At 70.7% G+C, this 19,205-nt stretch carries 26 protein-coding genes and 3 tRNA genes; 9 read left to right on the top strand and 20 right to left on the bottom strand.

Annotation, left to right across the window (positions count from 1 at the left end):
• Window positions 1–50 precede the first annotated feature (50 nt).
• Window positions 51–1,172, top strand: coding sequence for an IS630 family transposase (locus tag DVR05_RS09280; protein ID WP_116245432.1), 1,122 nt, complete (start codon window positions 51–53; stop codon window positions 1,170–1,172).
• Window positions 1,173–1,429: 257 nt separating this feature from the next.
• Window positions 1,430–1,621: a hypothetical protein gene (locus tag DVR05_RS09275; protein ID WP_116245431.1), complete on the top strand. Its 192-nt coding sequence runs from the start codon at window positions 1,430–1,432 to the stop codon at window positions 1,619–1,621.
• On the opposite strand, the gene DVR05_RS26555 is transcribed toward DVR05_RS09275, so the two are convergent.
• Window positions 1,618–1,773 carry a hypothetical protein gene (locus DVR05_RS26555; RefSeq protein ID WP_157982415.1) on the bottom strand — a complete coding sequence of 52 codons (156 nt, stop codon included), beginning with the start codon at window positions 1,771–1,773 and terminating at the stop codon, window positions 1,618–1,620. The two genes, DVR05_RS09275 and DVR05_RS26555, sit on opposite strands and share 4 nt — an antisense overlap.
• Window positions 1,774–1,879: 106 nt before the next feature.
• On the opposite strand from DVR05_RS26555, the gene DVR05_RS09270 reads away from it, so the two are divergent.
• On the top strand, window positions 1,880–2,476 hold the full coding sequence (locus DVR05_RS09270; RefSeq protein ID WP_198659110.1) for a PadR family transcriptional regulator: 597 nt from the start codon (window positions 1,880–1,882) through the stop codon (window positions 2,474–2,476).
• A 6-nt stretch (window positions 2,477–2,482) separates the two neighbouring features.
• Window positions 2,483–3,259, top strand: a complete 777-nt coding sequence (locus DVR05_RS09265) for an SGNH/GDSL hydrolase family protein (protein ID WP_116245430.1) — start codon at window positions 2,483–2,485, stop codon at window positions 3,257–3,259.
• A gap of 15 nt (window positions 3,260–3,274) precedes the next feature.
• Here the strand turns inward: DVR05_RS09265 and DVR05_RS09260 are convergent, their stop codons facing one another.
• From DVR05_RS09260 to DVR05_RS09250, 3 genes are all read right to left on the bottom strand, one after another.
• Complete coding sequence (locus DVR05_RS09260; protein ID WP_116245429.1) at window positions 3,275–3,706, bottom strand: PaaI family thioesterase; 432 nt, start codon at window positions 3,704–3,706, stop codon at window positions 3,275–3,277.
• A gap of 196 nt (window positions 3,707–3,902) precedes the next feature.
• Window positions 3,903–5,207 (bottom strand): MFS transporter, encoded by a 1,305-nt coding sequence (locus tag DVR05_RS09255; RefSeq protein ID WP_116245428.1) that lies wholly within the window; start codon window positions 5,205–5,207, stop codon window positions 3,903–3,905.
• Window positions 5,208–5,518: 311 nt separating this feature from the next.
• Window positions 5,519–5,869: a metallopeptidase family protein gene (locus tag DVR05_RS09250; protein WP_116245427.1), complete on the bottom strand. Its 351-nt coding sequence runs from the start codon at window positions 5,867–5,869 to the stop codon at window positions 5,519–5,521.
• Between the two features lie 107 nt (window positions 5,870–5,976).
• On the opposite strand from DVR05_RS09250, the gene DVR05_RS09245 reads away from it, so the two are divergent.
• The 4 genes from DVR05_RS09245 (at window position 5,977) to DVR05_RS09230 (ending at window position 7,923) form a co-directional block, all read left to right on the top strand.
• Window positions 5,977–7,494, top strand: a complete 1,518-nt coding sequence (locus tag DVR05_RS09245; protein ID WP_116245442.1) for a metallophosphoesterase — start codon at window positions 5,977–5,979, stop codon at window positions 7,492–7,494.
• An 89-nt stretch (window positions 7,495–7,583) separates the two neighbouring features.
• A tRNA-Glu gene (locus DVR05_RS09240) sits at window positions 7,584–7,656 on the top strand.
• A 90-nt stretch (window positions 7,657–7,746) separates the two neighbouring features.
• Window positions 7,747–7,821: transfer RNA gene (locus DVR05_RS09235), tRNA-Asp, on the top strand.
• A gap of 28 nt (window positions 7,822–7,849) precedes the next feature.
• A tRNA-Phe gene (locus DVR05_RS09230) sits at window positions 7,850–7,923 on the top strand.
• A gap of 129 nt (window positions 7,924–8,052) precedes the next feature.
• On the opposite strand, the gene DVR05_RS09225 is transcribed toward DVR05_RS09230, so the two are convergent.
• The 16 genes from DVR05_RS09225 to DVR05_RS09155 all read right to left on the bottom strand — a co-directional run bounded on the left by DVR05_RS09225 (window position 8,053) and on the right by DVR05_RS09155 (window position 17,896).
• On the bottom strand, window positions 8,053–9,492 hold the full coding sequence (locus tag DVR05_RS09225) for a tyrosine-type recombinase/integrase (protein WP_116245426.1): 1,440 nt from the start codon (window positions 9,490–9,492) through the stop codon (window positions 8,053–8,055).
• On the bottom strand, window positions 9,492–9,740 hold the full coding sequence (locus DVR05_RS09220) for a helix-turn-helix transcriptional regulator (protein WP_369974512.1): 249 nt from the start codon (window positions 9,738–9,740) through the stop codon (window positions 9,492–9,494). The genes DVR05_RS09225 and DVR05_RS09220 overlap by 1 nt, the downstream gene beginning before the upstream one ends.
• Before the next feature lie 98 nt (window positions 9,741–9,838).
• The gene (locus tag DVR05_RS09215; RefSeq protein WP_116245425.1) at window positions 9,839–10,531 is read right to left on the bottom strand and encodes an ATP-binding protein; all 693 of its coding nucleotides are present in this window, start codon (window positions 10,529–10,531) and stop codon (window positions 9,839–9,841) included.
• Between the two features lie 10 nt (window positions 10,532–10,541).
• Window positions 10,542–10,940, bottom strand: coding sequence for a hypothetical protein (locus tag DVR05_RS09210; protein ID WP_198659109.1), 399 nt, complete (start codon window positions 10,938–10,940; stop codon window positions 10,542–10,544).
• A gap of 446 nt (window positions 10,941–11,386) precedes the next feature.
• Entirely contained in the window at window positions 11,387–11,713 is a 327-nt protein-coding gene (locus DVR05_RS09205; RefSeq protein WP_116245423.1) for a hypothetical protein, read from the bottom strand.
• A 146-nt stretch (window positions 11,714–11,859) separates the two neighbouring features.
• Window positions 11,860–12,048, bottom strand: a complete 189-nt coding sequence (locus DVR05_RS09200; RefSeq protein WP_116245422.1) for a hypothetical protein — start codon at window positions 12,046–12,048, stop codon at window positions 11,860–11,862.
• A 27-nt stretch (window positions 12,049–12,075) separates the two neighbouring features.
• Complete coding sequence (locus DVR05_RS09195; protein WP_116245421.1) at window positions 12,076–12,360, bottom strand: hypothetical protein; 285 nt, start codon at window positions 12,358–12,360, stop codon at window positions 12,076–12,078.
• A 216-nt stretch (window positions 12,361–12,576) separates the two neighbouring features.
• Window positions 12,577–14,586: a hypothetical protein gene (locus tag DVR05_RS09190; protein ID WP_116245420.1), complete on the bottom strand. Its 2,010-nt coding sequence runs from the start codon at window positions 14,584–14,586 to the stop codon at window positions 12,577–12,579.
• A gap of 68 nt (window positions 14,587–14,654) precedes the next feature.
• Window positions 14,655–15,032: a hypothetical protein gene (locus DVR05_RS09185; RefSeq protein ID WP_232832052.1), complete on the bottom strand. Its 378-nt coding sequence runs from the start codon at window positions 15,030–15,032 to the stop codon at window positions 14,655–14,657.
• Complete coding sequence (locus tag DVR05_RS09180) at window positions 15,025–15,288, bottom strand: hypothetical protein (protein WP_116245419.1); 264 nt, start codon at window positions 15,286–15,288, stop codon at window positions 15,025–15,027. The genes DVR05_RS09185 and DVR05_RS09180 overlap by 8 nt, the downstream gene beginning before the upstream one ends.
• The gene (locus tag DVR05_RS09175) at window positions 15,285–15,572 is read right to left on the bottom strand and encodes a hypothetical protein (protein WP_116245418.1); all 288 of its coding nucleotides are present in this window, start codon (window positions 15,570–15,572) and stop codon (window positions 15,285–15,287) included. Before DVR05_RS09175 ends, DVR05_RS09180 begins: the two co-directional genes overlap by 4 nt.
• Entirely contained in the window at window positions 15,569–16,822 is a 1,254-nt protein-coding gene (locus DVR05_RS09170) for a winged helix-turn-helix domain-containing protein (protein ID WP_116245417.1), read from the bottom strand. Before DVR05_RS09170 ends, DVR05_RS09175 begins: the two co-directional genes overlap by 4 nt.
• Complete coding sequence (locus DVR05_RS09165; RefSeq protein ID WP_116245416.1) at window positions 16,819–17,244, bottom strand: hypothetical protein; 426 nt, start codon at window positions 17,242–17,244, stop codon at window positions 16,819–16,821. Before DVR05_RS09165 ends, DVR05_RS09170 begins: the two co-directional genes overlap by 4 nt.
• Complete coding sequence (locus DVR05_RS26985; protein WP_198659108.1) at window positions 17,237–17,377, bottom strand: hypothetical protein; 141 nt, start codon at window positions 17,375–17,377, stop codon at window positions 17,237–17,239. Before DVR05_RS26985 ends, DVR05_RS09165 begins: the two co-directional genes overlap by 8 nt.
• 82 nt (window positions 17,378–17,459) lie before the next feature.
• A complete protein-coding gene (locus tag DVR05_RS09160; RefSeq protein WP_232832051.1) occupies window positions 17,460–17,648 on the bottom strand; it encodes a hypothetical protein in 189 nt (62 codons plus the stop codon).
• Window positions 17,636–17,896: a hypothetical protein gene (locus DVR05_RS09155; protein ID WP_116245414.1), complete on the bottom strand. Its 261-nt coding sequence runs from the start codon at window positions 17,894–17,896 to the stop codon at window positions 17,636–17,638. The genes DVR05_RS09160 and DVR05_RS09155 overlap by 13 nt, the downstream gene beginning before the upstream one ends.
• Window positions 17,897–18,460: 564 nt before the next feature.
• On the opposite strand from DVR05_RS09155, the gene DVR05_RS09150 reads away from it, so the two are divergent.
• Complete coding sequence (locus DVR05_RS09150; RefSeq protein ID WP_116245413.1) at window positions 18,461–19,201, top strand: GntR family transcriptional regulator; 741 nt, start codon at window positions 18,461–18,463, stop codon at window positions 19,199–19,201.
• Window positions 19,202–19,205 lie beyond the last annotated feature (4 nt).

The following is a 19,205-nucleotide window of genomic DNA, read 5'->3' as shown; positions in this document are numbered from 1 at the left end:
GATCGGTGCCAGGGTTGACCGCAACAGCGGTCAACCCTGGAAGGCGCCCGGTGGCCGAACCCGTCCGAGCCCGCAGACTCACCGACCCCGAAGGCCAAAAACTGCAACGCATCGTCCGCCGAGGCAGCACCAACACCGTGCGCTACCGGCGAGCGATGATCATCCTGGCCTCGTCCAGTGGCAACACCGTCCCGGTCATCGCCAAGCTGGTCGCCGCTGATGAGAAAACCGTCCGCGAGGTCATCCACGCCTTCAACGACCAAGGGCTGAGGTGCCTGGACCCTAAGTGGGCGGGAGGCCGTCCCCGCCTGCTCACCGCAGACGAGGAAGATCTCGTCATCCAGACGGCCACGACCCGCCCAGCCAAGCTCGGCCAGCCCTTCACCCGCTGGTCGCTGCGCAAGCTCGCCGCCTACCTGGCCCACAGGCCCAAAACGGGCCCGCGCATCGGTCGCGAGACCCTGCGCGCTCTGCTCCACCGGCACGGCATCACCTTCCAACGCACCCGGACCTGGAAGGACTCGCCCGACCCCGACCGCGATGCCAAACTCGATCGCATCGAGCACGTCATGGAGCACTTCGCCGACCGGGTCTTCGCCTTCGACGAGTTCGGCCCCCTGGGCATCCGCCCCACCGCGGGCTCGGGCTGGGCCCTCAAGGGCCGCCCGGACCGGATCCCGGCCACCTACCGGCGCACCCACGGCATCACCTACTTCCACGGCTGCTACTCGGTGGGCTCCGACACCCTGTGGGGCATCAACCACCGGCGCAAAGGCGGCGCGAACACGCTCAGGGCGCTCAAGTCGATCCGGGCCCAGCGCCCGGACGGCGCTCCCATCTACGTGATCATGGACAACCTGTCCGCGCACAAGGGTCCCGCGATCCGCTCCTGGGCCCGGCGCAACAAGGTCGAGTTGTGCTTCACCCCGACCTACGCCTCCTGGGCCAATCCGATCGAGGCGCACTTCGGGCCGCTGCGCCAGTTCACCATCGCCAACTCCCACCATCCCAACCATGTGGTGCAGACCCGGGCGCTGCACGCCTACCTGCGGTGGCGCAACGCCAATGGCCGCGATCCGGACGTGCTCACGGCCCAGCGCCGCGAGCGTGCCCGGGTGCGCAGCGAGAAAGGCCTGCGTTGGGGAGGCCGACCGCTACTCATCGCGGCGTGAAAGCAGACGGGTGAACGTTTCCGGCCACGGCACTAGCGGATGCCCGTCACGGGCGCCCGTACGGCCCTCGGCGGGCCGCCCACCGACCACGGTGGCCGGCCCGCCGAGGGCCTCCCGCGTCCCGGGGCTCGTCCCCGGACGGACCGGCGCCCGCCCCCCCGCGCGCCGACGTCGCGGAGGACTACGGTGGGAGCGCCCGTACCCGAGCTCGTGGTCCCCGGCGCGACCGGTCGCGCCGCCGACCCCCTGGGAGCGCCGTGATCTGCGACCTGTCGTCCGTCGTCGGCTGGTTCCTGGTCGTCTTCGCGGGGATCGTCCAACTCCTCGCGGCACGGAACGCGGACGGCCGTCCTCCCGCGGTGTTCAGGATGGGTGTGGGGCTGGCCTTCGGCGTGGCGGCCGTGGCCCTGCTCGGCTCCGGGCTGGCCGGGTGGTTCGGTCGCTGCTAGAGCGCGCGGTCCGGCTCCTCAGCGTCCGTGGGGCCCGGGTCTCCGCGGCCTCCCGCCGGATCCGCTCGAACCGCGCGCTCCCCGGCCTCGGCGGGCAGCGCCTCGACCGCGGCCATGTCCCCGGCGTCGACCGCCGCGCGGAACGCACGCACGTGCCCCTCCTCGGCAACTTGTTGGGTGGGTGCGTTGGACACGCGGGTGTATTCACATAGTTGTCCAGTCTTGAAATTGACTAATCAACTTGGTTGACTCCGGTTCATGGCGTTGCGCAACGCGGTGATGGCCGCGCTCCTGGAGGGGGAGGCGTCCGGATACGACCTGGCCAAGGGCTTCGACGCCTCGGTGGCCAACTTCTGGACGGCCACGCCCCAGCAGCTCTACCGGGAACTGGACCGCATGGAGGCCGAGGGCCTGGTCCGGGCCCGTGTCGTGCACCAGGAGAAGCGCCCGAACAAGCGGCTGTTCTCCCTCACCGACGCCGGACGCCGGGCGCTGCGCGAGTTCACCGCCACGCCCCCGAAACCGGGCGCGGTGCGCGAGGAACTCCTGGTCCAGGTGCAGGCGGCCGACGTCGGCGACGCCGACGCGGTCCGGGGCTCGGTCGAGGAGCGGACCGCGTGGGCGCGCGCGAAGATCGCCCGCTACGAGCGGCTGCGCGACCGGCTCCTGGACGGGCGGAGCGAGGAGGAGCACCTGGCCCGCGCCGAGCGGGTCGGCCCCTACCTGACGCTCATGCGCGGTCTGGAGTTCGAGAGGGAGAACCTGCGCTGGGGCGAGCGGGTCCTGGCCGTCCTCGACCGCCGTGCGTCCGCCCGCGCCGACACCGGTGCCGAGCCCGGCGCCGACCGGGGGTGAGACCGGGTGGGGTACGCGCGCTACGTCGCGGTCGGCGACAGTCAGAGCGAGGGGCTGGGCGACGGCGACGAGGAGTCGGGCTACCGGGGGTGGGCCGACCGCCTCGCCGAGACGCTCGCCGCCCACGAACACGGGTTGGTCTACGCCAACCTCGCCGTGCGCGGGCGCCTGGCCGGGCAGGTCCGCGCCGAGCAGCTGGCCCCGGCGCTCGCCCTCGAACCCGACCTGGTGACCGTCATGGCCGGCATGAACGACCTGGTCCGCCCGGGCTACGACGCGGACGCCGTGTCCGCCGACCTGGACGCGATGCTGGCCGCGTTCACCGCCTCCGGCGCGACCACGGTGACCTTCACCTTCCCCGACATCGCCCGGATCGCCCCGCTGGCGCGGCGGCTGCGGCCGCGCGTGCTGGACCTCAACGACCGGATTCGTGTCATGGCCCGCCGCCACGGCGCCGTGCTGGTCGACACCTTCCCGCACCCGGTGACCACCGACCCCCGGCTGTGGAGCGCAGACCGCCTCCACGCCGCACCGCTGGGACACGCCCGGATCGCGGCGGCGGTCGCGCACGCGCTCGGCGTCCCGGGGTGCGACGCCTCCTGGGCCGATCCGCTGCCCCCGCTCGCCCCCCTGCCGCCCTGGCGGCGCGCCGGAACCGAACTGGCCTGGGTCGCCGCGTTCCTCGGCCCCTGGCTGCTGCGTCGGCTGCGCGGACGCTCGTCGGGTGACGGCCGCACCGCCAAGCGGCCCCGGCTGGAACCGGTCCGCGCCACCGGGGTGTGAGGCGGGCGCCGCGGCTCAGGCGCTGTTCTGATCCTCCAGCACCGAGACCGTCCCCTGCGCCACGGCGCACGGGGTCTCCGCCCCCTCGGCGTCCACGGTGGACAGGTCGCAGCGGCACACCACGCGGGTGCGACCGGCCCGGACGATCCGCGCGCGGGCCCGCAGCAGGTCGCCCTGGGCGGGCCGCAGGTAGTCGATGGTGAATCCGGCGGTCACGACCTGCGCGCCGACCGCGGCGCCCGCCGCGAACGTGATCGCGTTGTCCGCCGCGTAGCTCAGCACCCCGCCGTGCACGAACCCGTGCTGCTGGCGGAGGTCGTCCCGGATGTCCAGCTCCAGCGTCGCACCCTCGCCGTCGAAGGCGGTCAGCCGGGCGCCGAGCAGGACGCTGAAGGGCTGGGCCTCCAGTACCTTCCGCGCCACCGTCAGGTCAAGATCACCGCTCACACCGCACCCCTGTCCCGTGGGTCTCGTCACCGGCGCACCGACCCTCCTGCGTGCGGGCCCCGGTTGTCAAGGGCGACGTCACCCGCGGGTCAGTCGACCCGGGGAGCGCCGCCGCGCCCTCGGCGCGGGCGCCGGGCTGTCGGCGCGGCCGACCGGGCGGCCCTGTGCCGCCACCCCGCCGAGGGCGGGGACGGGGTCAGTGGGCCTGCTCGGTCTCGTTCATCCGCTCGATCGTGGGACCGACCGCCCGGGCCCACGGGACGGAGAGGAAGGCGGCGGCCACGATTCCCAGCACACCGGCCACCACGATGACGCTGCCGGTGCTGACGAACTCCGCGAAGAACCCGGCGACGAGGATGCCCACGCCCTGGGCGACCTGGAGCCCGGCCGCGACCAGGCCGAAGGCCAGGGCCCGCCCCTCCTTGGGCACGCACAGGACGAACGCCGCGTTGGCGACGAACTGGTAGGAACCGGCGACCCCCACCAGGGCGAGCGCGGCGACCATCAGCCACAGCGGCGGGTGGAACAGCCACAGCAGCAGCGGCACCGAGGTGAGCACCGCCAGGGGGCCGAGCAGCCGCATCCGGGTGGGCGGCGGGATCAGCCGGGTGAGGACGAGGCCGCCGATCAGCGCCCCGACCGAGGAGCCCGCCATGATGAAACCGGTCGCGGCGTCCCCCGCGCCGATCTCGGCGGCCATCGGTTTGGCGAGGCCGTACGGGATCGAGTACAGGCCGGCGAGCCATGCGAGCAGCGCGAGGGTGCGCAGACGGGAGTCGCCGAAGACGAGCTTGGCGCCGTCCCGGGTCATCGCGAGGAAGCCCGGGCGGTCCTCCTCGGCGGAACGGGCCGCGGGCCGGGCGCGGACACCGGCCAGCACGATGAGCGCGGACAGCACGAAGACGGCGCCGTTGGCGGCCACGGCGATGTGCGGACCGATGAACCCGACGACGACGCCGCCCGCGACGAGGCCGGTCAGCATCCCGACCTGTGAGGTGAGCTGGATGATGGCCGTGCTGGCCACGTAGCGCTCGCCCTGGACGATCTCGGTCATGAGCGCCGCGCGGGCGGCGGCGAACGGGATCGACGGCAGGACCGAGCAGAACAGTAGCGCCCAGATCGCCCAGACCGGCATGCCCGGAACGGCGATGAGGAGGACGACCAGGGCGCGGAGCAGGTCGCACACCACCATGACCTGGCGGCGGGGGAAGAGGTCGGCGAGCCCGGACAGCAGGGGTCCGGCGATGAACGGGGGCAGGAAGGTGACCGCGAGCGTGACGCCGGTCGCGAACGCGGATCCGGTGAGCTGGTAGACGAGGATGCTGGTGGCGATGTTCAGCACGTTGGCGCCGACCATCGAGAGGGCGTGGGCGAGCCAGATGGAGCGGAACTCGCCGATGCTCATAACCTCGCGATAGCTGTTCCGCCAGGTCTCGGTCGGGTGGCTGGGGGGTTCGTGGTCCCCGTCGTCAGGCGATTTGTCGAGGCTCGGATTCGACACCCGGCACTCCCTCGTTTTTTACAGGGTTGAATTCACGCTGTGTCGCGTCCCGATGACCAACCGTTCCTGACATGGGGGTCTCCCCGCAAGCCGTTTTGGGGATTTCGTGTCTGATTCGTTGCGCTGGGTTAAGGTTTTCCCACGTGTTCGATCGTGCCCCGGCGCGTCCGAGGCGCATCGTCGTCGCAGCTCGGGGGCGGGTGCGCGGGAGTGTCGGAGGCGAGCCGGAATTCCGGGCCGCCCGTGAGGTCCGAATTGGGTGCCTCCGGCAGTGAAAAGGACCTTCGTCCCCTTTGTCGCTCCGGAAACGTTCAGCCCCACCCGAGCTCGCCGAGCCGCTCGTCGTCGATGCCGAAATGGTGGGCGATCTCGTGGACGACGGTGACACGGACCTCCTCCACGACCTCCTCCGGAGTCTCGCAGATCGCGCAGATGTCGCGCCGGTAGATGAGGATCCGGTCCGGCAGCACCCCGAAGTAGGTGTCGCCCCGCTCGGTCAGCGGAACGCCCTCGTACAGCCCGAGCAGGCCGTCCGGCGACTCGTCCTCGACCGTGATCACCACGTTGTCCATGAGTCGCGCCAGGTGAGGGGGGATCTCGTCCAGGGCGTCCGCGACCAGTTCCTCGAATTGCGCGCGCGTCAGTTCCACCACACCAGTCATTGTGCTGCCTGGGTGCGGGGGGTCGGAAGGGAACCGGAGGAGACATAACACTCTGGACGGGAGGAAAGATGGGGAACGGTCACCGGTGGCGGCATCATGGGGGAGTGTTGTCTTGGGGAGCGATCCGCGCGTACGACTACCGCGAAGCCTTGGACCGCGTGCGAGCCGGACGCGCGTGGCGTTGGACGTGCGTCGTCGTGGCGGGGCTCGTCGGCGGGTGGCTGGGGCTGGCCCTCGGCGGGCAGGTCGTCACCCCGATCGGCCCGGCCGACGTCACGTTCAGTCTGGTGCCCCAGTGGCACGGTGAGACGGTCGTCGACGTCGCCCCCTTCGGGCAGCTCGCCTTCGACACCCACCGGGCCCCGCTGCGGCTGGAGGCGACGATCTCCGACATCCGGCTGTCCGCGGCCGAGGAGATGTTCGCCGATCCCGAGTCCATCAACCGCATGGCCGCGGGCATCGGTGAGGACCTGCGCGCCGGGGTGACCGCGCTGCTGGTCCGGGGTGTGCTGGCCGCGGGCCTGGGCTCGCTGGTGACGGGGCTGGTGCTGTTCCGGAACGTGTGGCGGGCGGTGGGCAGCGCGGCCACGTCGCTGACGGTGCTCGCGGCGTCCGGGGCGCTCGCCGCGGCCACGTTCAACCCGAGCGCGATCGCTGAACCCCGGTACACGGGGCTCATCGCGGGGGCGCCGCAGGTGGTGGGCAGCGCCGAGGACGTCGTGAGCCGGTTCACGCAGTACCAGGAGCAGCTCGCCGGGCTGGTGGGCAACGTGTCGATGCTCTACGAGGCGACCTCGACGCTGCCCGTGTACGAGGAGGACGAGTCGGTCATCCGCGTGCTGCACGTGTCCGACATCCACCTCAACCCGGCGTCGTGGACCATCATCGGCACCCTCGCGGACCAGTACGGGGTCGACGTGATCGTGGACTCCGGGGATCTGACCGACCGGGGGAGCGCGGCGGAGGACGCCTTCGCGGACGAGATCGCCGATCTGGAGGTGCCCTACGTGTGGGTGCGCGGGCGGCACGACTCCATGGGTACCCAGCGGGCGGTGGCGGCGCAGCCGAACGCCGTGGTGCTCGACGGGGAGGTCCGGGAGGTGGCGGGCCTGACCTTCTACGGTGCGGGTGACCCGCGGTTCACCCCGGACGCGACCCGGCTCAACCCGACCGCCTCGGAGGTCGCCGAACTGGGCGAGGAGCAGGCGGCGTCGGTGGCCGACTCCGGTGTGGAGGTGGACGTGGCCGTTCTGCACACACGCACGCAGGCGCGGGCGTTCGACGGGGTGGTGCCCCTCGTCCTCACCGGGGACGAGCACCAGCGGTCCACGCGGCTCGGCGTCGAGGGCACGCGGTTCCTGGTGCAGGGCTCCACGGGCGGCGCCGGGTTGGGTGGCCTTGATCACTCCGCCGGTCGGCCGATCCCGTACCAGGCGTCCGTGCTGTACCTGGACGCGGAGACCGGGCGCCTCCAGGCGCGCGACGACATCGACCTCGGGGGGATCGGGCTGACGTCCGCGCAGGTCGAACGGCACATCGAGCCCGACCCCGACCGTCCGGTGGGGGACGCGGGCCGGGAGCCGGAGGAGGAGGTCGACGCGTCGGCGGTTCCGTCCGGGGGGTGACGTTCCCGCAGGTGGAGGGCGTCCGCGAAGGACGGGTGAATCGCTTTGGAGTTGGTGGGAATCTCCCCTATGCTTGACCTGTCACACGGGCCCCCATCGTCTAGCGGCCTAGGACGCCGCCCTTTCAAGGCGGTAGCGCGGGTTCGAATCCCGTTGGGGGTACGACGCGGTCGGAGCACTGCCGGACATCTGGCAGAATGAGTACCGCAGCAACGCGCCGGGGGTTTTCGACCCGGCGTGACAACCGAACAAGGTCCTGTGGAGCAGTTAGGAGTGCTCGCCACCCTGTCAAGGTGGAGGCCGCGGGTTCAAATCCCGTCAGGACCGCAGATGCCGTCGAGTGATCGACGCGCATGGCTAGGTAGCTCAGTTGGTACGAGCGTCCGCCTGAAAAGCGGAAGGTCGGCGGTTCGACCCCGCCCCTAGCCACCTGGCGCAGACATGCGAAAACGCCCCGCCACCTGGGAAGACAGGCAGCGGGGCGCTTTGTTGTGTCGGTGGTTGTCGGTGGTCCGTGGCGGCTCTTGGTGGGTGCCTGCGGCCAATGCGCGGCCACGTTCAGGAGCGGCGCAGGGCCTCCTCGATCTGGCGCTTGGCCCGGTCCTCCTCCCCGACGAGACACTTCGCGTAGATCTTCTTGAGCACGGCCACGCTGTGCCCCGCCCACTGGGCCACGAGCGTCTCGGAGACGCCCGCGTTGAGCCACGTGGACACGCAGGTGTGCCGGAGGTCGTACGGACGCCTCGCGAGCGGAGAACGCGTCTCAGCCTCGCTCAGCACCTCCTCGCGGGTCCACGCCCACGCGCGCCGGTAGGTGATCGTCGCCAGCGGTCCGCCGCGCACTCCGGTGAACAGCCGCCCCTCGGGGTCGGTGCCGAACACCTCCAGGTGCTCCCAGAACAGCCGGGTCAGCTCCGGCGGACAGGGGACCGGCCGGACCTCCCCGGCCTCGCGCTGCTTCGGTCCGCGCCGGGTGTCGCGGCTGGTGCCGTCGTTGGTGAACTCGGGCCGGGCGTCGGGGGTGACCTCCTCCACGTAGATCTCGCCCCAGTCGTAGACCTTGGCACCGGTCGTGTCGGTGCGGGGAGCGGGCAGGGACAGGTTGTGCTTGCGCAGGTTCACCGCCTCCTCAGGCCGGAGCGCCGCGTAGTACATCGACCCGAAGAACGCGACCAGCCGCGGACCGGACTTCATGCCCTGACGCCGCTCAGTCTCCTCGTAGCCGTACTCCCTCACCTTGTCGAGCAGGTTCCGGGCCTGTTCGGGGTTGACCACACACCGCCGGTCGACCTGGTGGACCGAACGGGACGTGGTGGCCTCCAGGTCCCCGATCGGGTTCCGCTCCAGGAGACCCTCGCTCACGGCGTGGGCCAGCGCGGCCTTGAGGATGCCGTGGTTGCGCCGCTGGGAGCCGATCACCAGCTTCCTGCCCTCCAGGTCCCGGGTGACCGCGCGCACGGCGGCCTCGGCGACCTTCGGGTTCGCCAGCTCCCCGACCGCGCGGCTGTGCTGGGAGACCCAGCGCAGCGCCTCCTCCACCTCGGGCGGTCGATCCGCCGCACGGTAGGTCTTGCTGTAGGCCCACCGCCTCAGCGCGGCCCGGAGCAGCGCCGGATCGGGCATGCCCCGCTCGGTGGTGAGTAGCGCGGTCGTGGCCATCATCAGGGCGAACGCGATGTTGCCCCGGTGCTTGGCGGAGATGTCCGGCCACTTGTGGTCGACGTAGGAGATCGCGAAGTCGTACCAGGACTTCTCCGGCCGTTCCTCCCGGAGCATGCTCACGGGCAGCCCCTTGGACAGGCTGAACGCCTCACCCCGGCTCTGCGCCTGCACCAGCTGAGAACGGAAGGCGTCCGCCTGGGCGCTCTTCTTGAACGGCTCCTTGAACTCCTCGGTGCCGACCTTCCAGCGCACCCGGTAGGTCGTGCCCCGGGTGCCCTTGTAGGTCGTGACCTTCCAGACGGCGACCCTGTAGCTCAGGTCGTCGGACTCGATCATCAGGCGTTGTCCTCAGCGGTGGTCATGAACTTCTCGAACTCCGAGCGGCGGATGCGCAGGCTCCCGTTGGGGAGCTTCGCGCACTTGGGGGCGCGGCCCTTCTTGCGCCAGTCGTAGAAGGTGTCGCGGCTGATCATCAGCTCCCCGCAGAACTCGTCCACGGTCAGCCACCCCCGGGAGCGCTGCGCGGGGACGGTGGGAGCCTTGGCCGGACGCACCCGGCGCGGCTTGGCGCGGTCGGTCATCATGGGAGGTACTCCTTGCCTCTCACGGGGTTCGGGGTGCGGCTCCGGCGGTGCTTGGCGGTACAGGCCGGGGCCGTCTTGTGCGTTGCGGGCGGCTGCGCTCATCGGGTGAGCCGCCGGTCCGCGCCGGTCATCTCGACTCGGGTCGTCATCTCGATCAGCCGGGACGCGATCCGGTCGCCCATCAGCTCGGGCAAGGCGGCGGGCGGTTCGTTGCTGGTGAGGATCACCGGGAGCATGCGGTTGTAGCGGTGGTTGACGATCCGGTACGTCGTCTCCTCGGTCCACGGCGAGGACTTCGTGGTCCCGAGGTCGTCCAGGAGCAGCACGGGCACGCTCAGCATGCGGCGCATGAGCCGTTCGCGTTCCTCGTCGCCGGATGCTCCGGGGCGGAGCGCGGCGTACAGGTCCGGGAAGGTGGTCGCCAGGAAGCCGAACCGGGTGGGGCCGGTCAGGGCGATCCTGCGCACGGCTCCGAACGCCGCGTGGGTCTTGCCGGTTCCGGTGCCGCCCCAGAGCATGAGGGACGGCGCCTGCGTGACGTCGGCGGCGACCTGGTCGGCCCAGTCGCAGACCCGGGGGTGCTCCGTCGAGGCGGTCAGGTACCGGGGCGGCGTCATGCGCTCGAACTTGGTCAGGGCCGCGTTGACCCGCTGCCTGTGGTGGTAGGCGGGGTGGCCCGGGAGTTCCGGCCGGGGCACGTCCTCTACCGGGCCGGGTGTGGTGTCCAGGCCCTTCTCGCGGGTGATGCGTGCGAGCCGGGCGAAGAACTGGGTTTCGGTGGTCGTGTTCACGCTGTGCCTCTCATGACCAGGGGTCCGGGTTGTCGCCGTAGTCGCTGGGGTTCCGGTACGGGGTGTGGCCACCCACGACGCGCAGTTGAGGGCGTGGGCGGGTGCGGTTGATCGCGATGCGCAGGGTGTCGGCGGTCAGGGCGAAGCGACCGTCCGCCGCGACGTGTTCGAGCCCTCGGGAGATCTCCTCATCCGAGTAGCCGCTGTTCAGGGCCTTCTTGACGACGGCGCGGATCTTGTTCCAGTCGCCCATGCCGTGGGTGGCCCGGTGGTAGACGGTGGCGAGTGCGTTGACGCGCTTGTGGTCGGCCGGGGCGGGCGTGTCCGGTCGTTCCGGAGCGGCGGTGGGGGTGGCCTGTGACGGCTGTTCCCGCACGCCTTCCCTTATAGGGGCGTCGCTCTTCGTCACCCCCGGGGGTGACGAAGCGGGGACGCTTGGTCTCCCCCGGGGGTGACCTGTTTCCTGGGAAGCATGTCCTCCCCGGGGGTGATCGGTTTCCCCGGAAACGGGACTTGGGTCCGGCACCCGTTTCCCCGGAAACGTGTCACCCACGGGGGTGATGGACTCCCCCTCGGGAAGGGCCGCCTGGAAGACGGATGTGGCACCACGGGTGCCCCGGCGAACCTGCTGGAGAAGTCCCGCTTCGATCGCCTTCGAGTAGCGACCGGAGACGCGTTGCGGAGCGCGGGAGAGTAGGGCCGCGAGGTCGTCTCGGCTGATCTCGACACAGCCGTCGTCGTCCATGTGCTCCGCCAGCACCAACAGCAGCACGCGCACGCTGTCAGGGACGCGGGCGGTGGCGTAGACGTAGCGCAGCCACCGCCCGCGCACCGTGCTCGGGTCAGCCGGTGCCACTACTCCTCCGAGGCGTTCACGTCGTCTCGGAACTCGGGGGCGCACCAGACCCTCACGACGACCCCGTCCACGATCGCGCGTGCGTCCGGGGTCGTGCCGTGGCGCAGTTCCACGTTCGTGCCCAGACGCGCGGCCCACTCCCGGACCGCCTGGTGGGAGTCGGCCTGTCCCGCCAACAGGTCGGTGTCCAGGCGCGGTGGCGTGTAGCACCGGGTGAAGCCGCCCAGCGCGTACAGGCTCCAGTTCACCTCCGGCAGACCAGGGGTGGCGAGCAGATCAACGAGAACGCGCGCGGCCGTGCGCTGGAGGTCTTGGTTGATGGTCATACTGGGGTCCTCTCGTGTTTCGGGAGAGACGGCCCCACCCGGTGCCTGCCAGCGGAGGGTGGGGCCGTCGTCGCGGTGCGGGCGCACTGGCACGGTCTCGGTGGTTTGTCTGGCAGCCAGGCACCGGGACCGCTTTCGTGTGAGGGCTAGTCGTCCCAGCTCATGTGGGACTGGTCGTTCTCGTCGTGGGCTTCCAGCGCCTCCTCGTGGGTGATCAGTCCTGCCTCGAACTGCGACTCGATCTCGTGTGCGGTGGCGTCACCGCACACAGGGCATCCGCAGTCGCTGTAGTTGCCGTCGATGAACTCGGCTTCGCAGTCGTTGGGGTTGAACACGGTGATCTCCTTGGGTGCTCGCTGGGTTCAGTGGTCGGTGTCGATCTGCCGGGGCGGGGGCGGAGCGATCGCGGTCGGGCCGACCTCGGTGACGGTCGTGGAGGTGTCCGCCTCCGTGGTCTGGGGGCCGATGAGGATCTCCATGTAGACCCGGCACCGGTTCGGGTTGCCGCGCCGGTTGGGGTAGGGGCGGGAGTAGTCCAGGACGTCCGCCCACGGGGTGGCCTGGAGGTGTTCGGCGAACGCGGCGATGTCGTCCGGGAACCCTTCGAGACGGACCTTGACGGGCTTGTGGGGGGTGGCCTGAGCCATGCGTGTCTCGCTTTCGTTGGGGTGCGGGAGCCGGTGTGGACGCCCCGGCGCGGTGTTACAGGTCAGCGGGTGTCCAAACCGGTCTGGACACCCGGTTTGGACGGGGTCTGGACACCGGTCTGGAACCGGGTTGGACAACCCTGAAATCGGTGCGGGCGGTCCCTGCGAGGGCACCCCGGGCGGTGGACGGGGGCGCCCCACAGGCAGCGCCCGGGGTCAGGCGTCGACCAGTTGGCGGGCCTCCAGGACGGTCCACGCCCCGGTGTCCTCGTGGCGCAGGCGACCGGCCTCCTCCAGGCGGGACAGTTGGCCGTAGAGCCAGCTCTTGCTGCGCTCCACGCCCATCTCCCGCAGCTCCGTCTTCAGGTCGAATGCCTTGAACTCGTGGCCGGGACCCCACTCCTCCATGAGGGCGTCCACGGCGGCGCGGGCTTCCTCCGCCGATCCCTTGGTGCCCTTCTTCGGAGCGATCACGAAGTCGTCCTCGGGGGCCAGGGGCGGGATCTCGCTGTCGATGTCACCGACGATCTCGGGATCGTCGTCGGGGGTGGTCAGCACGATCGGCTCGATGGCCTCGTCCACGATCAACTCCTCGTCGTCGACTTCGGGCACCGCCACGGGGGGTGCCGACGAGGCCGGGGCGGCGGCGGTGCGGCCGCGGCTCTCCAGGAAGGCGGTGTACTCGTCGCCGAATGCCTTGCGGGTGATGGGGTCCAACTTCTGGTCCTGGTCCGGCAACGAGTCGGCGGCGGCCTTCAGGACGCGGTTCTCGTCCTTGGGGTCGGTGGTGGGTGGGCCGAACATCTTGACCGCCACCACATGCCGGTCCGGGTCGACGTGCTCGATCGCGGCGTAGGCCGCACCCGGCTTGGACTTGCGCCACCGGGAGGGGTCGCACCCGGCCTCGGTCACGTAGTCCGGTAGCACGAACGAGGCGTCGGCGAAGTCCCGCACGCCGAAGCAGATGCCATCACCCAGGTTCGCGCGGGTGTCGGTGTCGAGGTTGCCCCACGTGGCGCGCTGCAACGACAGCTCCAGGTGGATGCCAGTGGACCGGGCCACCCGCGCGACCTCCACGATCTCGTCGAAGTCCACGACTTCGGCGGCCTCCTCCACGAGGATGTGCAGGAAGGTCAACCCGCACCCGGGCACCCACTGGGAGTGCCCCTGGTCGGCCAGGTAGTTGGCGCGATCCTTGATCGCGCGCTTGACCGCCGCGAGCTGGCCGCGCGCGTTGGCCTTGGTGTAGGCGGGCCAGCCGATCGCACCCTCGATCGGACCGAGGGTCTGCCTTCCCTTGGCCAGGTCGATCGCGAGGGTGAAGGTGTCCCGGCGGGCGGCGACCTGCACCATTTTGACCTTGCCGTAGACGCTCTTCCCGGCCCCGGCCATGCCCACGGTCAGGCTGTGCCGGTTGGTGATCTGGTTGAAGAACGGTTCGCCGTCCTCGTAGGTCCCCAGGTGCAACGGGTGGTCCGCGATGCTGGCGCCCACGTGCTGGGGGTTGAGCCCCTCCCAGGGGATGAGCTTGCCCATGACGTCCTTCTTGGTGATGACCAGTTCCGCGCGGTCGGCGCGGCCCTGGTCCTCGATCACGCGGATCGCGCCGGGAGCGACCCCGTAGGCGCTGGCCAGTTCCTTGCCCCGGCTCTGGAGTTCCTCGGCCGTGGTGCCGTTGTCCAGGGTCAGGGTGTGGCGCTGCTGCATCTCGGTGTCCGAGGTGAGCTTGGCCCTGACGTCCTTGAGGTGCAGTTTGGCCGCGACTTCCGCGAAGGTCGGCAGGATGCGGCCGACGCCCTTCTTCGGTGCGGCCTCGGCGGTGCCCTGCGAACGCGCCCACAGGTGGACGTTGGAGATGGCTGCGGCGGCCCACCCGCCGATGAGCAGTGCGTCCATGAGCGGGCGCCCGGGGCCGAAGCCGGTGGCCAGTGCCAGCCACGCGGCGGACCCGCCGGTCATGGCGGTGGAGATGTGGTGGGCGTACCAGGTGCGTGCGTGGGTCAGGTGGTGGGTGGCGTAGGTGACCACCGCGCCCGCTGCCGCGATGGCGGCGGCCGCCAGGCCGGTGCCCCACCCCAGGTCGCCCCACAGCCAGTGGGTCAGGTATCCGGCCGGGATCAGCGCCGGGGCGGCCAGCCAAGGGCGGGCGTAGTCGATGAGGGTGTTTCCGCGTCGCGCGGTCTCTGAGTCCCGATCGCCGCGCACCACCAGCTCGTTGCGAGCCATCAGCGTCTCTCCATTCTCGTGTGGTGGGCGGGGGCCGCACCGGGTGGCCCCCGCAGGGTGGGTTCGGGTCAGGCGGACAAGTCCAGGGCCTTCTTGCGCTTCTTGCGCTTGACCAGGTACTCGAAGTGCTTGTGCAGGCTTGCCCAGGTGCGCACGGCCTCCACTCCCACGGTGCGCTGGGCCTCAGCGCACCGGCGCAGGTGGCGGGTCACGCTCTTGGCCTTGCGGCGCATCGCCAGACGCGATTCCCCGTCGCCGGGCGGCAGCTCCCTCAAGGCCGCTTCCAGCTCCTGGGCGGAGAACTCCAGTTCCATCGACAGGGCGCGGCTCAGCTTGCGGGTGGTCTCGACGTAGCGGCGGATGTCCGAGCCGGTCTCGAACTCGATCGACTCCAGGTCCGCCATGATGCGCTTGAGTTCCGAGCGCTCGGTGTTGGCCTCAGCCACGGGTGTTCTCCTTGGTCGGACGGCGGTTGATGACGACGGCGATCAGGCCCCGGCCGGGGCCGTAGCGGCGCACGTGGGCGTGGTGTAGGTGGGCACGCCAGGTCCGCCCCAGCCAGGCGGCGGCGTCGGCGGCGGTGTTGCGGAGCGGGCGGACGTCCAGCCACGCGCTGATGAGCGAGTCGGCCTGACACAGCAGGTGATCGACGAACGAGGCGGCCGCCGAGAGGCGGGTGCGCCAGGTCGGACGACGGCTCATCCGGGCACCTCCAGGCCCTCGAATCCGGGCAGGGTCAGCTGGTCGGCGCATACCGGGCAGCGGTCGTGCGGCTGGCAGCGGTGCCTCTGGGGCTCGCGGCACCGCTCGGAGTACGGTGGGGCGACCTCGATCAGGTGCTTGGCCTTGTCGTTCTCGGCCAGGCGCTTGGTGTAGTGCTCATCGAACTCGGCTTCGCAGGAGCAGCGGACCGTGTAGCACCACGCTTCGCCTTGCGAGGTCTCCTCGCGCCAGCGGCGCACCTTGGGGCGGTGGCGGACGGTCATGACGCGTCGCCCCCGTCCTCGATCTCGCGCCGGATCCGGCGGACGGTCGAGGGGGCCAGACCGAGCGCTTGGGCGATCTCACCCGTGGGAGCGCCGGGGCGATCGGACAGGAAGTCCGCCACCCGGCGACGGTTCTCGACGCCCTCCAGGCGGCGCCGCTCCTGCGCGGTCAGCACACGCTCGGACGACTCGTCATTGCCGTGCGAGCGGTCCCGCTCGGACGGGTGCTCAGACGGGATGACCTCGTCAGATGCGGCGTTGGCCCCGTTGTCGTCGGGGGATTCGTCGCCGTGCGAGCGGTCTGGGGACTGCCCGTGTGAGCGGGTGGTGTCGTGCGAGCGCTCAGACGGACCGCCGTGTGAGCGGGTGTGGTCACGGAGGTAGTCGGCGGCCTGTTCCGCGATCTCCTCCCCGACGACCTCCAGGGCCTGCCCGGCGGTGTGATGCGGCAGCGGAGTCGTCGGCTCCCCGTGCTCCTGGTCCCCGTTGTCGGCGGGCACCTCGGTCACCGTGGTCCGGGTGCGGCCGTCGATGCGGCCCACCAGGGCGGTGATCGCGGCGGCGGAGGTGGTGGCCACCAGGTACGCCATCGCGGAGAACGCCGCCGCTCCCACAGACGCGACGGCCCCGACCGGGCCGGAGCCGATCGTGGACCCGATGATGCTCACCAGCAGTGGCACCGCGATCAGCGCGATCAGCGCGGTTCGAGCCCGCCCCTTGGAGGGAAGGGCTTCGGCGCGGGCCAGCTTCCCGGCCCACAGGATCGCGGTGGTCGACATCCCGGTCAGGGCGACTTCGGCGAGGTAGCCGATGCCGTCCGGGGCGGTCGGGTGGTGGGCGATCACGGCCGCCTCCAGCCCCATCGCGGACCCGACTGACAGCACGATCGAGGCTCCCAGGCACAGCCGGGAGAACCGCGTACGGCTGCGCACGAGGTCAAGGACGGTGTAGGACTCATCAGTCGCGGCGCGGGCGGCGTCCACGGCGGCGGACGCCCGGATGGCCTCTTCGGCGCGCCGGTCGGCCTCGCGCACCGCCCGCAGCTCCCGGCGGTGCTCCATCTCCAGGCCGGTCGCCAGCCGCTCCGCTTGGAGGCGGTCAGCCCTCGCCCTGGTCTGCGGGTTCAGGCGCGGGTCCGCGAGCAGCTTCTGTTCGGGCACGGCCGCCAGGGCCTGAGCCTGACGGATGCGCTCTTGGAGGTCGGTCACCACGTCGGTGGTCTTGTTCGTGTGCCTGCGGCGGAGGTTCATGAAGTGGCTCCCATCCAGACCAGGCCAGCTCCGATGACGAGAGCGGCAGCGATCAGCAGGTCGACGGCGATGCGGATGCGGACGAACTTGATGGAGGCGACGGCCGCCAGGTTGACCAGCCGCTCGCGGGTGCGCTCGGGTTCCCAGCCCTCCGGGTCGGCGGTGACTTGAGCGAACGGAGCGCCGATGGTGCGGGGGCGGACGACCGTCAGGAGCACGACGAGCGCCAGGACCAGAAGCAGGGCTCCGCCCCGCAGCACCCAGTGCGCCGCGGTGCCGCCGGTCAGCAGAGGTCCGGCCGCCAGCACCGCCAGCGAGGCACCTCCCAGAGCGGTCAGCGCGGACGCCTTGGCGTCTGCGCGGGCAAGCTCGGCGCGGGTCTCGTCGATGTAGTCGGTCAGTGGGACGCGGGAGTCAGTCACGGCGGTCTCCCAGCTTGGAGAGGCGACGGATGGTGCGCAGGTCAGCACGGATGTTCACGATCGGGATGCCGACGAGCAGGTAGACCAGCGCGCACAGAATGAGCAGGGCGAACAGCGAAATCAGCGAGGCCATTAGCGCGACCTCCAGAACGGGGGAGTGAGCATCAGGGCGGCCAGCGCGAGGTAGGCCAGGACGGTCAGGATCGCGAGCAGCATCAGCGCCGACCTCCCTTCCGGCGGCGGGTGGTCTGGGTGACGACCAGGCGAGTGCGGGACAGGCGACGCAGCTTCGAGCGGACCTTGCGGCAGGCGGCCGCCACGCGGAGTGCTCCCAGCACGAGCAGGAGAACGAGGACGGCGGTCGCGAGTACGGGGGGCAGCAGGTCGGGGGTCACAGCGCCCACCCCCGGACGTCCTCGGCCGCCAGGGCGGCATAGGTGATCTCGGTAAGGCGGTCGTCGAGGATGTCCGCTGCGGCGGCCAAGCGGGCGGCGCGCTCCTGGTCGCTCTCGTCGGCCAGTTCGACGGCGAACAGGTCGTCGGTGTCGGTGATGCCGAGGACGTCCAACGCTGCGGGGGCGACCTCGAACGGCGCGGGGGGAGTGGTGCTGTTCTCGGGAGCCGTCGGGGACGGCATCATGGTGGTGCGCATGTGCTGCTCCTTGCAGGTGAGCGAGTGCGTAGGAGTCCCGCCGGGCGGCATCCCGGCGGGACTCGTCTCTGCTTGGTCGGTTGTTCGAGCCGGTGACGGCCCTGATGGACCCGGGTGGTCCCGGCCCGGCCCCGCGTCCCGTGTTGTGCCGAGAAGCGGGGTCGGACAGGCACCCCTGGGGTGCGGCGCGGCCATTCCGTGCCGCCGCTCTCCGCCGGTCGGCGCACCCTTGTCGGGGTGCCGTGGCCACGTCTTCCCTTCGCCGCCCCTTGTCTGCTCGGGGTGGGGTCAGGGCTTGCGCGCTGTGTGCCTCAAGGGCTTGTGAAAGCTCGTGCGCTCCGGGATTCCACGCGGTGGACAGGGCTCTGCCCTGGTCACCGGAGTCCTCTTCCGGGCTGCGGCCTGTGGCCGTGAAACTGTTATAGCACGCGATCGTCAGGTGTACTAGTACAGTAGGCATATTCCTTGGCTCGGAAGCGTTGTGGCTCGTAGAGTCCCAGCTCACATGGCTGAACATCTATGCGTACTAGTACACTGATCATGTTCACCACGAAGGAGCCACACGTGTCCCCTCAGGTCCAACGAACCGACCCGCCCTACATGCAGGTCGTCAAGCACATCAAGGCTGAGATCGAGTCCGGTGCCCTCCAGGACGGGCAGAAGATCGATTCCGTGCGCGCTCTCAGCGCGAAGTGGAAGATCTCGCTGGCGACCGCGACCAAGGTCGTCGGGGTGCTCAAGGCTGAGGGCCTGGTGCGCAGCGAACCCGGCAAGGGCAGCATCGTCACCCGCGACCAGGCGGCGGCCAGCGCCAAGGACCGTGTGCTCCGCAGCCTGGAGGGCCGGATCTACGCGGCGAACGAGCGTGCCGAGATCCGCTCAGCCGAACTGGTGCCGGCACCCGAGGAAGTCGCGGACGCCCTCGGCCTGCCCGCCGGTACGCACGTCATCCGGCGCCAGCGGGTCACCCTTCGGGATGACGTGCCCTCCTCGGCCAGCACGTCCTGGTTCAAGGGTGAGCTGGCCGAGAGCGCCCCCCTGCTTCTGGAAGCGAAGCGGTTGCCGCAGGGCACCCCGAAGTACATCGAGGAGCAAACGGGGCTCACGGCCGCGGCGGGTAAGGACCAGCTCCGCGCGGACATCGCCTCGGAGGAGGACTCCGCGGCGCTGGGCATCCCGCTCGGTTCCCCGGTCCTGCGCAAGCAGAACTGGGTCTTGAACGCCGAGGGCGACGTGATCGAGTTCGGCCAGTCCGTCTCCGTGGCCCGTCGCTGGGCCACGTACAACTACGAGATCTCCAGGTAGGAGC

This window comes from Nocardiopsis sp. FIRDI 009 (assembly GCF_003386285.1).
Classification (GTDB): domain Bacteria; phylum Actinomycetota; class Actinomycetes; order Streptosporangiales; family Streptosporangiaceae; genus Nocardiopsis.
This window is presented reverse-complemented; position numbering and strand designations above follow the sequence as displayed.

Bases quoted from the DNA above. Each gene is read 5' to 3' on its own strand.
- DVR05_RS09270 (WP_198659110.1), top strand. From the start codon at position 1,880: ATGGCGTTGCGCAACGCGGTGATGGCCGCGCTCCTGGAGGGGGAGGCG.
- DVR05_RS09250 (WP_116245427.1), bottom strand. From the start codon at position 5,869: ATGACTGGTGTGGTGGAACTGACGCGCGCGCAATTCGAGGAACTGGTC.
- DVR05_RS09225 (WP_116245426.1), bottom strand. From the start codon at position 9,492: ATGATCGAGTCCGACGACCTGAGCTACAGGGTCGCCGTCTGGAAGGTC.
- DVR05_RS09220 (WP_369974512.1), bottom strand. From the start codon at position 9,740: ATGATGACCGACCGCGCCAAGCCGCGCCGGGTGCGTCCGGCCAAGGCT.
- DVR05_RS09205 (WP_116245423.1), bottom strand. From the start codon at position 11,713: ATGACCATCAACCAAGACCTCCAGCGCACGGCCGCGCGCGTTCTCGTT.
- DVR05_RS09195 (WP_116245421.1), bottom strand. From the start codon at position 12,360: ATGGCTCAGGCCACCCCCCACAAGCCCGTCAAGGTCCGTCTCGAAGGG.
- DVR05_RS09190 (WP_116245420.1), bottom strand. From the start codon at position 14,586: ATGGCTCGCAACGAGCTGGTGGTGCGCGGCGATCGGGACTCAGAGACC.
- DVR05_RS09180 (WP_116245419.1), bottom strand. From the start codon at position 15,288: ATGAGCCGTCGTCCGACCTGGCGCACCCGCCTCTCGGCGGCCGCCTCG.
- DVR05_RS09175 (WP_116245418.1), bottom strand. From the start codon at position 15,572: ATGACCGTCCGCCACCGCCCCAAGGTGCGCCGCTGGCGCGAGGAGACC.
- DVR05_RS09170 (WP_116245417.1), bottom strand. From the start codon at position 16,822: ATGAACCTCCGCCGCAGGCACACGAACAAGACCACCGACGTGGTGACC.
- DVR05_RS26985 (WP_198659108.1), bottom strand. From the start codon at position 17,377: ATGGCCTCGCTGATTTCGCTGTTCGCCCTGCTCATTCTGTGCGCGCTG.
- DVR05_RS09155 (WP_116245414.1), bottom strand. From the start codon at position 17,896: ATGCGCACCACCATGATGCCGTCCCCGACGGCTCCCGAGAACAGCACC.